The following is a 14,832-nucleotide window of genomic DNA, read 5'->3' as shown; positions in this document are numbered from 1 at the left end:
GGCCGTCCGCCCCTTCCGGCCGTGTGACCCCGTCCATCCCGGCTGCGGGAATCGGACGCGCCTCTGACCGGTTGCACCGGTGACCCACCCTCGTCGGCGTGGGTCCGTGCAGGGAGACCGGTCGCACCGGCCGGACGGGAGGGGCAGCGGGTGAGCAGGGTTCGCACCATCGGCGTGCTGGGGGCCGGACGGGTCGGCACCGCCGTCGCCAGGCAGTCGCTCCGGGCCGGCTACGACGTGCTGGTCGCGACCGCGGCGGACCCGTCCGAGATCTCGCTGATCGTCGAGGTCATGGCCCCCGGTGCCCGCGCCGTGACCGCCGCCGAGGCGGTCCGGGGCAGCGACGTCGTCGTCCTGTCCGTGCCGCTGCGGCGCTACCGCACGCTCGACCCGGAGCTGTTCGCCGGCCGCGTCGTCGTCGACGCGATGAACTACTGGCCGGAGACCGACGGCCACCTGCCCGTCATGGAGGGCGAGGTGTCCACCTCCGAGGTGGTCCAGACCCACCTCGCCGGCGCGCGGCTGGTCAAGACCCTCAACCACATCGGCTACCACGACCTGGAGTCCGACCACTCCCCCGCCGGCTCGCCGGGGCGCCGCGCGCTCGCCGTCGCCGGGGACGACGAGGAGGCCCGCGCGCTGGTGGGCGAGGTTGTCGACCGCCTGGGCTACGACGCCGTCGACGCCGGTCCGCTCGCCGCCGGGAGGGCGCTGGAGCCGGGGACGGCCGTCTTCTCCGGCCGGCACGACGCCGGAACCCTGCGGGCGCTGCTGACCCTCGCGGCCGCGCCCGCCAGGTACTAGGGCGACGCCGCCGCCCAGACCCGCGTCAGCCCCTCGGGCGGCGGGGCCGGCGCGTCACCCGGCCGGGGGCGCCGTCTCCTGCCTTCTTCCTCCCGCGGAGGTCTTCTGGACGAGTGGCCGCGGACCTACGGTGTTGGGCGTCCTGCAGGGCCTCCGGCCCCGTGCCGGAGGCGGAACATCGGAGCTCGCCATGGACCGGTCCCACCTGTTCCTGCCCGCTCTGGCGGTCGCCCTCTCGCTCGGGGCCGCGGTGCCTGCCACGGCCCACGACCACGAGGCCCCGGAGTCGCACGGCCACGGCCATCACCGGTCGCTGCCGGACCGGATCGAGCTGCCCGTGGGGTTCCAGCCGGAGGGCATCGCGGCGGCGCGTCACGGAGCGACGGCGTGGGTCGGCTCGCTCGCCGACGGCGACATCCTCCAGCTCGACCTGCGCACCGGCGACCGCGAGCTGCTCTCGGAGGGGCCGGGTACGCCGTCGGTAGGGATGACGCTCGACCGGCGCGGCCGTCTCTTCGTCGCCGGCGGGCCCAGCGGCCAGGGACGGGTGGTGAGCACGCGGACGGGCGAGGTGCTGGCCACCTACAGGCTCGCCACGGGCAGCACGTTCATCAACGACGTCACGATCCTCGACGGCGTGGCCTGGTTCACCGACTCCTCCGCGGCCGTCCTGCACGGGGTGCCGTTAGGTCACCACGGCCGCCTGCCCGGCCAGCACGAGGTCGTGCACCTGAAGCTGCGAGGCGCGTGGCGGCAGGTGGCGGGCTTCAACGCCAACGGCATCGCCTCGACTCCCGACGGCGAGGCGCTGCTCGTGGCGAACAGCGCGCTGGGCACGGTGTTCCGTGTCGACCCGCAGACCGGCGAGGCGCGAGAGGTCGACCTTCCCGACGTCCCGACGTCGGTGCGGGGCGCGAAGGGACCGGTCGCGTTCGCCGACGGGCTGCTGCGCCAGGACCGCACGCTCTACGTCGTGCAGAACACCGCCAACCAGGTGGCGGTGCTGCGCCTCGACGAGGAGGGGGAACGGGCGCGGCTGCGGAAGGTGCTCAAGGACGAGAACTTCGACGCGCCCACGACCGCCGCGATCTACCGCGACTCGCTGTACCTCCCGAGTGCCCGGTTCGGCACGCCGCAGCCGACGCGGGCCACGTACTGGGTCACCCGCGTCGACCGCTGAAGCGGCCGTAGAGCGCCGACGGTTCAGAACTGCGCCGAGGGGTCAGAACAGCGCGACCTTCGGCGTGCGCGGGAAGATCTCGTCCAGCTCCGCCTCGTCCTGCGCGGTCGGCACCCACGCCGCGGCGGCGGCGTTCTGGCGCACCTGCTCCGGCGTCGTCGCCCCCGCGATGACACTGGCGACGGCCGGGCGCGAGGCGAGCCAGGAGAACGCGACCTCGACCTCGGTCAGCCCGCGCTCGCGGGCGAAGTCGCCGAACGCGCGGAGCTGGTCGTGGTCGACGCGCTCGAGCAGCTCCTGCCGCGACCGGGTGAGCCTGCTACCGGCCGGGGCGGTCCCGCCGCTGTACTTGCCCGTCAGCAGACCGTTGGCGAGCGGGAAGTACGGCAGCACCCCGAGACCGAACCGTTCCGCGGCGGGGACCACCTCGAGCTCCGCACGGCGGTCGAGGAGGTTGTAGTGGTTCTGCGCCGACACGAACGGTGTCCACCTGCCCGCGCGCGCCAGGTGGGCGGCGTCGGCGATCTGCCAGCCGGCCATGTTCGAGTGGCCGACGTAGCGCACCTTCCCCGAGGTGACCAGGCTGTCGAGGGCCGCGAGCGTCTCGTCCACCGGCGTGAGCGGGTCCGGGGTGTGGTACTGGTACAGGTCGATCCAGTCCGTCCCGAGGCGGCGCAGCGAGGCCTCGACCGCGGTGACGATGTAGCGGCGGGAGCCCCGCGCGCCGAAGTCCGGGCCGTTGGCCCCGCGCATGTCCATGCCGAACTTGGTGGCCAGGACCACCTCGTCGCGCCGGCCGGCGAGAGCCCGGCCCAGCAGCCGCTCGCTCAGCCCCGGCTCGCGGCCGTAGGTGTCGGCGGTGTCGAAGAGGGTGATGCCGGCGTCGAGGGCAGCATGGACGACGGCGGTGGCGCCGTCGGCGGACTCCGTCGCCGCACCGGCCCGGCCGAGGTTGTTGCAGCCGAGGCCGACGACGGAGACGGTGAGGCCGGAGCGGCCGAGTCGTGTGTGGTCCATGCCCCCGACCTTAGGGAGCGCCGCCCGCTCTCGCCGAACGTCTCGCCCCGCCGGACGGGGCGGCCGGGTCAGCGCGGCGCGAAGAGCCGGCTCAGGCGGGGGTCCGCGAGCTGCTCGACCAGCCAGGGGCTGAACGCCCACGGCGCCGCGCGGACCGCGGCGAGGAGATCCTCCGGCCGGACCCAGCGGTGCTCGGCCACCTCCGTCGGGTCGGGGCTCGGGACGGACAGCGCGCGGGCGGTGTGCACCGGGCAGATCTCGTTCTCCACCACTCCCGAGGCGTCCACGGCGCGGTAACGGAAGTCCGGGAGCACGGGCTCGGGCTCGCTGACCTCGACGCCCAGCTCGAAGCGGCCCCGGCGGCGCACCGCGTCGGCCATCGCCTCGCCGGGCGCGGGGTGCCCGCAGAAGGCGTTGGTCCACACCCCCGGCCACGTGAGCTTCGTCAGGGCGCGCCGCGTGACCAGGACGCGTCCGTCGTCGTCGAAGAGGTGGCAGGAGAAGGCGAGGTGCAGCGGGGTGGAGTCGGTGTGCACGCGGGCCTTGTCGGCCGCCCCGACGGGGGTCCCGTCGTCCGCGAGCAGCACCACCTCCTCCACCTCGGACTGCTGGGCGGTCGAGAGGTCGGTCATGCCGGCTCACCCTCCAGGACGATGCCGAGGTGGTCAAGCTGCGCCCGCACGCTGAGAGCGGCGGCACGGCGGCGGTCCGCGCCCAGGTGCGGTCCGTACACGGCCGTGACGACCTCGTCGACGTCGTCGGCACCGCCCTGCACGGCGGCCCGGACCTCCTGCAGCCGCTCCACCCGGTGCTGCCGCAGGGCCGTGAGGACGCCGGCCGGGTCCTCGACGGGCGGGCCGTGCCCGGGCGCGAGCCGGGTGACCCGTCCGTCCCGGACGGCGGCCAGAAGCGTGTCCACGGTCCGCAGGTAGTCGCCCACCGTCCCGTCCGGCCACGCCAGCACGGTGGTGCCGCGCCCGAGCACCGTGTCACCCGTGAGCAGCAGCCCCTCCGACGGGAGCAGGAAGGAGACCGAGTCGGCCGTGTGGCCCGGGGTGGCGAGGACCTGGACGGCGAGGCCGCCGACCTCCAGCGTCTCGCCGTCGGCAAGTGGGCGGTGCCCGGCCCCGTGCACGGGCGCGCCGGTCCTCGCGGCCAGCGCGCCCGCCGCGCCGGTGTGGTCCCGGTGGTGGTGCGTGAGCAGCACGACGGCGACCCGTCCGCCGTCGGCCCCGGCGGCGGTGAGCACCCGCTCGAGGTGCCCGGCGTCGTCGGGCCCGGGATCGACGACGGCGACCTCGGTGCTGCCCGGCTCGCGCAGGAGCCACGTGTTCGTGCCCTCGAGCGTCATGACGCCCGGGTTGGGGGCGAGGACGCACGACCCGCGGGCGCTCAGCCGCCCTCCCGTCCACGTGGTGGCTGTCATGGCGACAGGGTAGCCGGGCGCCGAAAAGTGCTGGGCAGCCCGCTGCCCCGCGCGTACCGTCGTCGTGTGACGCACGCCATCCAGGCCACCGGTCTGGCCAAGCGCTACGGGGAGGTCGTCGCCCTCGACGACGTCGACCTGGCGGTGCCCACCGGCACCGTGCTGGGGCTGCTCGGCCCGAACGGGGCCGGCAAGACCACCTGCATCCGCATCCTCACCACCCTGCTGCGCCCGGACGCGGGCCAGGCACGGGTGGCCGGCGCCGACGTGCTGCGGGAGCCCGGCCTGGTGCGCGAGCGCATCGGGGTCTCGGGCCAGTACGCCGCGGTCGACGAGTACCTGACGGGGTTCGAGAACCTCGACATGATCGGCCAGCTCTACCACCTGGGCCGGCGGCGCTCGCGCGAGCGGGCCCGCGAGCTGCTCGCCCGGTTCCGTCTCGACGACGCCGCGGACCGGCCGACCAGGACGTACTCCGGCGGCATGCGCCGCCGTCTGGACCTGGCCGGGGCGCTCGTCGCGGACCCGCCGGTGCTCTTCCTCGACGAACCCACCACCGGCCTGGACCCCCGTTCGCGGCTGGACATGTGGGAGGTGATCCAGACGCTGGTGGGCGGCGGGACCACCGTGCTGCTGACCACGCAGTACCTGGAGGAGGCGGACCAGCTGGCCGACGACATCGTCGTCATCGACCGCGGCCGCGCGATCGCCCGCGGCACGGCCGACGAGCTCAAGCGACAGGTGGGCGGCGAGCGCCTGGAGATCGTCATCACCGAGCCCGGAGAGCTGCCCCGCGCGCGGGCGCTGCTGGAGCCGCTGGCCAACGGCCCGGTGACCCAGGACGAACGCACCCGGCTGCTCGTGCTGCCCACCGCCGGCGGCACAGGGCCCCTCGTGGACGCGCTGCGTCTGCTCGACGACGCCCGCCTCTCCGTGGACGACATCGGCGTGCGCCGCCCGACGCTGGACGACGTCTTCCTCACGCTGACCGGGCACACCGCCGAGGAGGACGGCAGGCCCGACGGCGGGGCCGGCCCAGCGGCCAGGCGGGGCAGCCGCACCCGCGAGAGCGTCAGGGAGGCACCGTGAGCCTGCGCAGCGCCGTGAACGACGGCCGTGTGGTCGCCCGGCGCAACCTCATCAAGATCAAGCGGGTCCCGGACCTGCTCGTCTTCACCACGCTGCAGCCCATCATGTTCGTGCTGCTCTTCGCCTACGTCTTCGGCGGGGCGATCGACTCCGCGGGCGGCGGCGCGGCGTACCGCGAGTTCCTCATCGCGGGGATCTTCGCGCAGACGGTGGTCTTCGGGGCCACGATCACCGGCGCCGCGCTGGCGGAGGACATCAAGAAGGGCATCATCGACCGCTTCCGCTCGCTCCCCATGTCGGGGTCCGCGGTGCTCGTGGGGCGCACGCTCTCCGACGTCGTGAACAACATCCTCGTGCTCGTCGTCATGGGCCTGACCGGCCTGGTGGTGGGGTGGCGGATCCGCACGTCCGTCCCCGAGGCGCTGCTGGGATTCTTCCTGCTGCTGCTGTTCGCCTACGCCGTCTCCTGGATCATGGCGTGGATCGGGATGCTGGTGCCGACGCCGGAAGTGGTCAACAACGCGGCCTTCATCGTGATCTTCCCGCTCACGTTCGTGGCCAACACCTTCGTGCCGCTCGAGTCCCTGCCTGGCCCGCTGCAGACGTTCGCGGAGTGGAACCCCGTCTCGGCGGTGACGCAGGCCGCCCGGACCAACTTCGGCAACCCGGACCCGAACCCGCTCGCGCCGGAGCCGACGTCCTGGGCGCTGCAGAACCCGGAGCTGTACACCGTGCTGTGGGCGGGGGTCTTCCTGCTGATCTTCATCCCGCTGGCGACCTGGCAGTACCGGCGCTCCACGAGCCGGTGACCCCGTGAGCCACCCCGGCGGGCTGCTGCGCTGGGTCGGTCTGTGCGCCGCTGCCGAGGCCGTCGGGATGACCGCGGCCGCCACGGCCGCCCGCGTGGGTGCCTCCCTGGCGCACGGCCCGACCGGCGCCGCGGGCGCCTGGGGCGTCGTCGTCCTGGGTGGCCTGGTCGAGGGCACGGCGATCGGACTGGCCCAGGCCGCGGCCCTGCGTCCGCTGGTGCGCGGCCTGCGGGTGGGCCGGTTCGTCGCGGTGACCGTGGCCGTCGCCGGTCTCGGCTGGGCCGCCGCCAGCGCCCCGTCCGTCCTCGCCACGGACGACGGCGCAGCCGGCCCACCCCTGGCCGTGGTGCTCGGCGGGGCGGCCGGGCTGGGCCTGGTCATGGGCGCGGTGCTGGGCACGGCCCAGGCCGCGGTCCTGCGCCCGACGACGGCACCCGTCGATCAGCGGGGCGCGGCGACGGCAGTTCGGCCAGGCGCGGCGACCGCCTCCGGACCGCTCACCGCGCAGGCGCGCGACGTCGCCCGCCCGTGGCGCTGGGTCGGCGTCAGCGCCGCTGCGTGGACCCCCGCGATGGTGGTGGTCTTTGCCGGCGCCCAGGCCGCCCCGGCCAGCTGGCCGACCGGCTCCGTCGCCCTGCTGGGCACGGCGACGGGCGCCCTGGCGGGGGCCGTGCTCGGCGCGGTGTGCGGGGCGCTGGCTCCCCTGCTCCACGCGGGCACCTGAGCAGCGGCGCCGGTACCTGAGCACTGCGCCACCGTCCCGCCCTATGCCGCCACCCGCACCTCGACCCGGTGCAGCCCGGTCGCGCCGTCCGGCGCCGGCGGCCGGTGCTGGCTGGTCTGGACGACGCCGTCGAGGCCGGTGGCCCGCACCTCGAGCGCGTGGTCGCCGGCAGGGGCGTCCCAGCGGTAGAGCCACTGCCGCCAGGTGTCCACGCTCACCTGGTCCGCGAGCTCGGCGGCGTGCCAGTCGCCGCCGTCGACCCGCACCTCGACCTTCCCGATGCCGGTGTGCTGTGCCCAGGCCACACCGGCCACCACCACCTCGCCCGCGCGCAGCGGGCGGCCACCACGCGGGACGTCGATGCGCGAGGCGATCTTCACCGGCGCCCTGGCCGACCAGCCGCGGGTGGTCCAGTACGCGACGTCGTCGGCGAAGCGCGTCACCTTCAGCTCGCTCACCCACTTGGTGGCGGAGACGAAGCCGTACAGCCCGGGCACCACGAGCCGCACCGGGTAGCCGTGCTCCGGGGGCAGCTCGGTGCCGTTCATCGCGACCGCCAGCAGCGCGTCGCGGGAGTCGGTCAGCACCTCGAGCGGGGTGGAGGCCGTGAACCCGTCGACGCTGCGGGAGAGCACCATGTCGGCCTCCGGCGACGGGCCCGCCCGGGCGAGGACCTCCCGGACCGGCAGGCCCAGCCAGAGCGCGTTGCCGACCAGGTCCCCGCCCACGTCGTTCGACACGCAGCACAGGGTCACCCACGCCTCGACGAGGTCCTCGGCGAGCAGGTCGTCGAGGGTCAGGACCACCTCGCGCTCCACCAGCCCGTGCACCCGCAGACGCCACGCGGCCGGGTCCACGCGCGGCACGACGAAGGCGGTGTCGATGCGGTAGAACGTCTCGTCCGGGGTGCGGAACGGCGTGAGGCCGTGGACGCGCAGGTCGGCGCCGGCGGGGAGCGGCGGCGCCGGGCTCGCCGGCGCGGGCAGGGCCAGGCGCGGCGACGGCGCCCGGACGCCGGCCACCCGGGCCACCGTCGCCCCGGCCAGGGCGACGCCCGCGACCGCTCCGGCACCGATCAGCAGGCGGCGCCGGTCGAGCGGCCGGCCCGGCGTCGGCGACCCCGGTCGATCGGCCGACCTTGGTCGCGCCGCCGGCTCCGGTCGCACCGCCGGCTCCGGTCGCGCCGCCGGCCCCGGTCGCACCGCCACCTCGGCGGGCCTCGGCACCAGCGCGGGAAGTGCGAGCGCACCGGCCGCCGTGGAGGCCGCCACGGGCCAGACGGCGCCCCATCCGCCGTCGGGCCGGCTCAGGGTGGCTGCCGCGGCCAGGAGGCCCAGGAGGCCCAGCACGCCGGAGCCGCGCCATCGCTCGGTCCGCTCGGCGAGCCCGGCGACCACCGCGAGGACGGTCAGGACGAGGACGATGCCGACCCCGAGCGCCGCCTTGTCGCCGGTGCCGAACCAGGCGATGGCCTGGTCCTTGAGCCAGGGCGGGGTGCGGTCGATGAACGCCTCGGCGACGGCCTCGACCGGGCCGGGACCGCTGCCGGCGACCCGCACGAGGATCTCGGCCAGCGCGACGGAGGCGCCCGTGACGACGACGCCCACGAGCCCCGCGGCAGCGCGGCCGGCCATGCCGCCAAGCGTAGACGCCGTACGTCCCGCCTCGGCGGGCCTGACAGGCCGGGCGCGAGCCGCGAGCGGCGGCCCGTCGCGGTGACGGGCCGCCGTCGGCGGGGCGAACCGGGCGCGGGGTCGTCAGAACCAGCACAGGGTCGTCAGAACCAGCGCAGGGTCGTCAGAACCAGCGCAGGGTCGTCAGAACCAGCGCGGGATCTCCGGCAGCTCGCCGGTGCTGCTGCTGAGGCGGCGCGCGCCCCGGCCGGTGAGCCAGCGGACGAGGTCCGCCGTGGTGCCGCTGACGGTCGGGCCGGCGCCCGCACCGAGCGTGACCGTCTCGCGGTCGGTGGCGGCAAGGACGAGGTCGACCTTCTCCTCGCGCCGCGCCCACGCCCGCAGGACGTCGGCGAGGAGCTCGTCGAGCAGCTCCGGCGGAAAGTCCCGGAAGGAGCCGCCGTTGTCCAGGTCCACGGCGTGGACCCAGACCTCGCGGGCGCGCATCCAGGCAGTCTCCCGGGCCGGCACGGTCCGCCCCTGCGCGGTGCGGACCTCGTGGTCCCACTGCTCGTCGGTGAGGTCGCGCCACTCGACGTTCAGGTGCACCTCGGCGTGGGCGAACAGGTTGCGCAGCGCCCGGGCGGGCAGGGTCGCCCCCCGGTCGATCTCGGCGTTGCGCTGCGCGGTGGAGGAGTACATGGGCGTCTCCACGCCGGTGCGCGCCCACTCGCACAGCCGGGTCAGCGCCCGTGCGTTGTACCCCACGTGCGCCACCAGCGCCGCCCGGGTCCACCCGGGCAGCAGGCTGGGGCCGTCGAGCTCCTCGTCGGTCAGCTCGTTCAGCTTGCGCGCGAAGTACGCCGTCCCGGTCCGCGCCCAGGCCAGCTCGCGGGCGGGCGCGTTCGCGGAGTCGTACCGCGCCCCGGCGCCCTGGCGTCGCCGGAGCTCCTCACGGGCCTCCTCGAGCGAGGTGCTCATGCGCCCACCGTGGCCGGGGACTTCTCGGCGGCCCCGGCGACGTTCTCCGCCACCGCGACGTTCACCACCTCACCGATGCCGTCGATGGAGACGGACACGGTCTGGCCGGGGCTGATGTACCGGCCAGGCTTGCGCGCGTGCCCCACGCCGCCCGGCGTGCCGGTGGCGATGACGTCGCCGGGGTTGAGGGTGAAGATGGTCGAGATGTACCGCACGAGCGCGACGGCGTCGAAGACGAGGTCGTCGATGCGGGTGCGCTGCATCTCCTCCCCGTCCAGGCGGGTGACGAGCTCGGCGTCGGCGGGCAGCTCGTCCGGGGTGACGAGCACCGGGCCCAGCGGGGTGGAGCTCTCCCACGCCTTGCCCTGGAACCACTGCGGGCTGCGGTACTGGTAGTCGCGCATGGTGATGTCGTTCATGATCGTGTAGCCGGCGATCGCAGCCTCCGCCTGGGCGGCGTCGGCCCGGCGCACGCTCTTCCCGACGACGACGGCGAGCTCGCCCTCCCAGTCGATCTTGTCCGACTCCGGCGGCACCTGGATCGGCTCGCGCGGGCCGATGAGGGACTCGGGGAACTTGGTGAACAGCGTCGGGTACTCGGGCAGCTCCCGCCCCATCTCGAGGATGTGGTTGCGGTAGTTCAGGCCGACGCACACGATCTTGCCGGGCGTGGTCACCACGGGGGCGAGGTCCGCCGTCGCCAGGTCGTGCTCGGGGCCCGTGGCCCCCGCGACGGCGGTCAGGTCGCCGCGGCGCAGGAGGTCGGCGACGTCGGTGAAGCCCGTCAGCTCGACGGCCTTCACACCGTCGACTCGGGCGGCAACGGTCCCGGAGGCGGTGCGCAGGGTGGTCAGCTTCATCGGTCGGCTCCCTCGATGTACGTGCGGTTGAAGTGCAGACGCTCCATGATCGGCGCGTCGGAGAAACGGAACAGGTCGAACTGGGTGTCGGCCTGCAGCGACCAGGAGACCCAGGACGGGATCACGAACATGTCGCCGATCTCGAGCTGGTGCTCGGTGCCGTCCATGGCGACGGAGCCGGAGCCCTCGAAGACCTGGAAGACGGTCGAGCCGACCTCGCGCCGCGTCGCCGTGGCGGTGCCCGCGCGCAGGCGGTGGAACTCCGCCCGGATGGTCGGCATGACGTCACCGCCGGTGGTGGGGTTGACGTAGCGCACGGCCGCGTGGCCCTGCTCGACGGTCGCCGGCTGCCCCTCCTCCTCCAGCAGCAGCTGCTCGGTCAGCGCGCGGTCGGTGTGCTCCCACCGGTAAGCGCCGATGGGCGAGGACACGGTGTTCTGCAGGCCGGAGAGCGGACGCAGGCCGGGGTGGCACCACAGGCGCTCGCCGCGGGAGAAGTTCGGCGTCGCGTAGTCCGTCACGCGCTCGGAGCCGAACTCGAAGAAGCCGACGTCGTTCGTGTAGGAGAACGGGATGTCCAGGCCGTCGATCCAGGCCATCGGCCGGTCCGTCTCGTTGTGGTGACCGTGGAAGTTCCAGCCCGGGGTCAGCAGCAGGTCACCGCGTGACATGCGCACCGGGTCGCCGTTCACGACGGTCCACACCCCCTCGCCCTCCACGACGAAGCGGAAGGCGTTCTGGGAGTGACGGTGCTCCGGAGCCGTCTCCTTGGGACCGAGGTACTGGATGGCCGCCCACAGCGTCGGGGAGATGTACGTCGGTCCCCCGAGACCGGGGTTGGCCAGCCCGATGGCGCGCCGCTCACCCCCGCGGCCGACCGGCACCAGGTCGCCGGACTTCTGCGCGAGCGGGTAGAGCGTCGACCACTTCCACACGTGCGGCACGGCCCGCGGCGCCGGGTGGGTCGGCATGAGGTCGCCCAGCTGGGTCCACAGCGGGACCATGTGGTTGGCCTCGAACGCGGCGTAGAGCTCGCGCAGCTCGGGGGTGTCCTCGGGCTGCATCGCGTTCTCGACGTCGCCGTGCTCGAGCGGCTGGTCTGTCGTGGTCATCTTCTCGACTCCTTCGTCTCTCAGGCGTGGGCGGGGGCGGCGGAGGTGGGCTCGGCGGGGACGTGGTCGCCCGCGGGGCCAGCCGGCGGTGCGTCGTCCGCACCGTCGCGGACCGGGCCGTAGAGCCAGTCCACGAGGTGGTAGTCGTAGACGTCGCGACGGCGGAAGGCCTCGTCGCGCAGGATCATCGGCACGTGCGAGTCCACGTGCCAGATGTCGCCCCACACTCGCGCGGTGGACTGGACGTGGCCGGCCGCGGCCACGCGCTCGGACTCGTACGCGGCCAGCGCACGGTCGACGTCGTCGGAGACCCACTCGCCCTCGCCGAGACCGGACAGGGCCGTGGAGATCGCCGAGCCGTCGAGCAGCGACTGCCCGGCGCCCTGGGCGAGGTACTGCAGCATGGCGTGGGCGGCGTCGCCGAGCAGGGTGACGCGCCCCTTCGTCCAGGTGTCCAGCGGCTCGCGGTCGGCCATCGGCCAGCGCTTGATGCGTCCGAGCGACGGGATCGCCACCCGGACGGCCTCGCACATGCCGGAGTAGGTGCGGTCGAGCTCCTCCGGGGTCCCCCAGTCCTCCTTGCCCTCCAGGAACTCCTGGCTGCGGAAGACGGCGACCTGGTTGTAGAGCTTGCCGGCGCGGACGGGGTACTGGACCAGGTGCAGGCCCGGGCCCATCCAGACGACGACGTCGTCCATGTCCATCCGGCGGTCGACGTCCTCGACCGGGACGGCCCCGCGGTAGGCCACGTAGCCGGAGGGGACCGGCTCGTCCTCGACGATCTCCCTGCGGACCACCGAGTGCAGCCCGTCCGCCCCGACCAGCAGCTGGCCGGTCAGCTCGGAACCGTTGGCGCAGCGGACGACGACGTGCTCGCCGGCGTCCTCGACCTCGGTGACCTCGTGGTTGGTGCGCAGCACGACGTTCGGCTCGGCCTCGGCCGCGTCGCGGAGGGCGTCGAGGAGGTCGCTGCGGTGCAGCACGATGTACGGGGCGCCGTACCGCTCCCGGGCGTCGAGCAGGTCGAGGTGGGTGAGCTTCTCCCCCGTCACCGCATTCATGAACACCAGGCGCTTCGGCTGGACGGACAGCGGCAGGATCTTCTCCAGGACACCGACCTCGTCGAGCATCCGCGTGATGTTGGGGGCCAGCTGCAGGCCCGCCCCGACCTCCGCGAACTCCGGTGCACGTTCCAGCACCGTCACCCGCACCCCCTTGCGGGCAAGCATGAGCGCCGCCCCCAGCCCGCCGATGCCGCCGCCGGCGATGATGACCTGATCCGTGGACACGGTCCGCCTCCTTGCTCACTGTCCTCGGGTGACCCCGTGGTGGGTGTCACATGATGGGCCGACGCTAGCCCGCCGCTTCCACTGTGTGCAAGATCGCGCTACGCTCATTCCGTGGTGCAGAAAAGCGACCCGTACCGCATCGAGGCGGTCGACCGTGCCCTCCAGCTGCTGAGCCTGCTGCGCGACAGGGGGCGGCTGAGCGTGACCGAGGCGGCGCACGAGCTGGGGGTGGCGCCCTCGTCCGCGCACCGGCTGCTGTCCACGCTCGGGCACCGCGGCTGGGCGGTGCAGGGGGACAAGCGTCTCTACGAAGCGGGTCCGGAGCTCGTCGTGCCGCCCCCGCGGGCGGCCGGGATCCCGGAGATCATCCGGCGGCTGCGGCCGTACCTGGCCACCCTCTACGAGGAGCTGGACGAGACCGTGCACCTCATGGTGCTCAGCGGGGCGGACGTGCGCTTCGTCGACGGCATCGAGAGCGAGCAGACCCTGCGGGTCGGGTTGCGGGTGGGGACGCGGATGCCGGCGTACACGACCTCCGGCGGCAAGGCGATGCTCGCCGAGCTCTCGCCCGACGCCCTCGCCACGCTCCATGCCGGCGGCCTGCGGCCGTGGCCGGGCGGGCACGTGAAGACGCTGGCGGAGCTCTCCGCCGAGCTGGAGCGGGTTCGCTCCCAGCGGTTCGGCTTCAACCAGGAGGAGAGCGAGCCCGGTGTGGCGGCGCTGGGCGCGTCGCTGGGCACGGCCGCGGGCGAGCCCCGCGCAGCGCTGACGGTCGCGGTCCCGACCACCCGCTTCACCGGTGCGGACGCCTCGAAGATCACCTCGGTGCTGGTGGAGACCTGCGCGCAGGCGCGCGCGGAGCTGTGGCTCGCGGAGGCGTCGCGACGTCCCTCAGGCGCCGACCCGGGTGAGGGCGTCGACCAGCCGCGCCATGGATGACCCGAGGTTCCAGCGCTCGGCGAGCGCGACGACGGCGTCGGGGTCCGCGGGTGTGTCCGGCAGCGTGTCGTCCACCTCGGCGACCGGTGCGTCACGGGCCACCTGGACGACGGTCGGGGCGACGGCGAGGTAGTCCCAGGCCGACCGGAACTTCGCCTGCTGCGAGGCGCTGACCTCGCCCGCCTCGACCGCGGCCAGCACACCGGCGAGGGTGCCGTGCTTGCGCAGCAGCGACGCGGCGGTCTTCTCCCCCACGCCGGGCACCCCCGGGAGACCGTCGCTCGGGTCCCCGCGCAGGGTGGCCATGTCGGCGTAGGCGGTGCCGGTGGGCACGCCGTAGCGCTCCTGGAGCGCCGCCTGGTCCACCACCTGCAGGTTCTTGACGCCCTTGACGGGGTACAGCACGCTGACCCCGGCCTCGTCGTCGACGAGCTGGAAGAGGTCCCGGTCCCCCGTCACGACCTCGACCTGGGCACGCCGGCCGTCCTCCGCCGCCACCTCACGGGCGACGAGCGTTCCGATGACGTCGTCCGCCTCGTACCCCGGCGCCCCCAGCCGTGCGATGCCGAGCGCCTCCAGCGCCTCGACGATGACCGGCACCTGCGCCGTCAGCGCGGCGGGCACCTCCTCGCCGCCGTCGGCCGCGAGCCGGTGCTCCTTGTAGGACGGGATGGCAGCGACCCGGAAAGCGGGCCGCCAGTCGTCGTCCCAGCAGGCGACCAGGCGGGAGGGCCGCCGGTCCCCCACGAGCTGCGCGATCATGTCCAGGAACCCGCGCACGGCGTTGACGGGGGTCCCGTCGGGCGCCTTGATGCTGTCCGGCACGCCGAAGTAGGCGCGGAAGTACAGCGAGGCGGAGTCGAGGAGGAGCAGCTTCTGCGTCGTCGGCATGGCGGCAGTCTCGCAGCCGGCGCCCGGCTCGCCCAAGGACCGCCGCGGCCCCCGAACGTCAGCCGGCGCGACACCGGGCCCGGCACCGGCCCCGACAC

General features: G+C 74.4%; 15 protein-coding genes. 6 read left to right on the top strand and 9 right to left on the bottom strand.

Going from position 1 to position 14,832, the window contains the following annotated elements; genetic code table 11:
- Positions 1-42: 42 nt before the first annotated feature.
- Positions 43-804, top strand: coding sequence for an NADPH-dependent F420 reductase (locus ATJ97_RS18420; protein ID WP_342746928.1), 762 nt, complete (start codon positions 43-45; stop codon positions 802-804).
- A 190-nt stretch (positions 805-994) separates the two neighbouring features.
- Positions 995-1,984: an SMP-30/gluconolactonase/LRE family protein gene (locus ATJ97_RS18415; protein WP_098484993.1), complete on the top strand. Its 990-nt coding sequence runs from the start codon at positions 995-997 to the stop codon at positions 1,982-1,984.
- Between the two features lie 42 nt (positions 1,985-2,026).
- Here the strand turns inward: ATJ97_RS18415 and ATJ97_RS18410 are convergent, their stop codons facing one another.
- The 3 genes from ATJ97_RS18410 to ATJ97_RS18400 form a co-directional block, all read right to left on the bottom strand.
- Positions 2,027-3,001 carry an aldo/keto reductase gene (locus ATJ97_RS18410; RefSeq protein WP_098484992.1) on the bottom strand — a complete coding sequence of 325 codons (975 nt, stop codon included), beginning with the start codon at positions 2,999-3,001 and terminating at the stop codon, positions 2,027-2,029.
- 68 nt (positions 3,002-3,069) lie between these two features.
- Positions 3,070-3,633 carry an isopentenyl-diphosphate Delta-isomerase gene (gene idi, locus ATJ97_RS18405; protein WP_098484991.1) on the bottom strand — a complete coding sequence of 188 codons (564 nt, stop codon included), beginning with the start codon at positions 3,631-3,633 and terminating at the stop codon, positions 3,070-3,072.
- Positions 3,630-4,427, bottom strand: a complete 798-nt coding sequence (locus ATJ97_RS18400) for an MBL fold metallo-hydrolase (protein WP_098484990.1) — start codon at positions 4,425-4,427, stop codon at positions 3,630-3,632. Before ATJ97_RS18400 ends, idi begins: the two co-directional genes overlap by 4 nt.
- A 66-nt stretch (positions 4,428-4,493) precedes the next feature.
- On the opposite strand from ATJ97_RS18400, the gene ATJ97_RS18395 reads away from it, so the two are divergent.
- Genes ATJ97_RS18395 through ATJ97_RS18385 form a run of 3 tightly spaced genes read left to right on the top strand, consistent with a single transcriptional unit; the run spans position 4,494 to position 7,049 of the window.
- Positions 4,494-5,516 (top strand): ATP-binding cassette domain-containing protein, encoded by a 1,023-nt coding sequence (locus tag ATJ97_RS18395; RefSeq protein ID WP_098484989.1) that lies wholly within the window; start codon positions 4,494-4,496, stop codon positions 5,514-5,516.
- Positions 5,513-6,325, top strand: coding sequence for an ABC transporter permease (locus tag ATJ97_RS18390; RefSeq protein WP_098484988.1), 813 nt, complete (start codon positions 5,513-5,515; stop codon positions 6,323-6,325). Before ATJ97_RS18395 ends, ATJ97_RS18390 begins: the two co-directional genes overlap by 4 nt.
- 4 nt (positions 6,326-6,329) lie before the next feature.
- Entirely contained in the window at positions 6,330-7,049 is a 720-nt protein-coding gene (locus ATJ97_RS18385; RefSeq protein WP_098484987.1) for a hypothetical protein, read from the top strand.
- A 41-nt stretch (positions 7,050-7,090) separates the two neighbouring features.
- Here ATJ97_RS18385 and ATJ97_RS18380 read toward each other — a convergent pair whose 3' ends face one another.
- From ATJ97_RS18380 to ATJ97_RS18360, 5 genes are all read right to left on the bottom strand, one after another.
- Positions 7,091-8,683 carry a molybdopterin-dependent oxidoreductase gene (locus ATJ97_RS18380; RefSeq protein ID WP_098484986.1) on the bottom strand — a complete coding sequence of 531 codons (1,593 nt, stop codon included), beginning with the start codon at positions 8,681-8,683 and terminating at the stop codon, positions 7,091-7,093.
- Positions 8,684-8,866: 183 nt separating this feature from the next.
- On the bottom strand, positions 8,867-9,643 hold the full coding sequence (locus tag ATJ97_RS18375) for a maleylpyruvate isomerase family mycothiol-dependent enzyme (RefSeq protein ID WP_098484985.1): 777 nt from the start codon (positions 9,641-9,643) through the stop codon (positions 8,867-8,869).
- Positions 9,640-10,503, bottom strand: coding sequence for a fumarylacetoacetate hydrolase family protein (locus tag ATJ97_RS18370; protein ID WP_098484984.1), 864 nt, complete (start codon positions 10,501-10,503; stop codon positions 9,640-9,642). Before ATJ97_RS18370 ends, ATJ97_RS18375 begins: the two co-directional genes overlap by 4 nt.
- A complete protein-coding gene (locus ATJ97_RS18365; protein ID WP_211287285.1) occupies positions 10,500-11,615 on the bottom strand; it encodes a cupin domain-containing protein in 1,116 nt (371 codons plus the stop codon). Before ATJ97_RS18365 ends, ATJ97_RS18370 begins: the two co-directional genes overlap by 4 nt.
- Positions 11,616-11,635: 20 nt before the next feature.
- On the bottom strand, positions 11,636-12,904 hold the full coding sequence (locus ATJ97_RS18360) for an FAD-dependent monooxygenase (RefSeq protein WP_098484983.1): 1,269 nt from the start codon (positions 12,902-12,904) through the stop codon (positions 11,636-11,638).
- A gap of 111 nt (positions 12,905-13,015) precedes the next feature.
- Here ATJ97_RS18360 and ATJ97_RS18355 point away from each other — a divergent pair, with 111 nt between their 5' ends.
- A complete protein-coding gene (locus tag ATJ97_RS18355; protein WP_211287284.1) occupies positions 13,016-13,843 on the top strand; it encodes an IclR family transcriptional regulator in 828 nt (275 codons plus the stop codon).
- Here the strand turns inward: ATJ97_RS18355 and ATJ97_RS18350 are convergent.
- Positions 13,796-14,734: a 5'-3' exonuclease gene (locus tag ATJ97_RS18350; protein WP_098485597.1), complete on the bottom strand. Its 939-nt coding sequence runs from the start codon at positions 14,732-14,734 to the stop codon at positions 13,796-13,798. The genes ATJ97_RS18355 and ATJ97_RS18350 overlap by 48 nt on opposite strands.
- Between the last annotated feature and the right edge of the window lie 98 nt (positions 14,735-14,832).

The organism is Georgenia soli, from assembly GCF_002563695.1.
In the GTDB taxonomy this organism is placed as follows: Bacteria; Actinomycetota; Actinomycetes; order Actinomycetales; family Actinomycetaceae; genus Georgenia; species Georgenia soli.
Note: the sequence above shows the minus strand (reverse complement) of the source record. Positions and strands in the feature narration are given on the sequence as shown.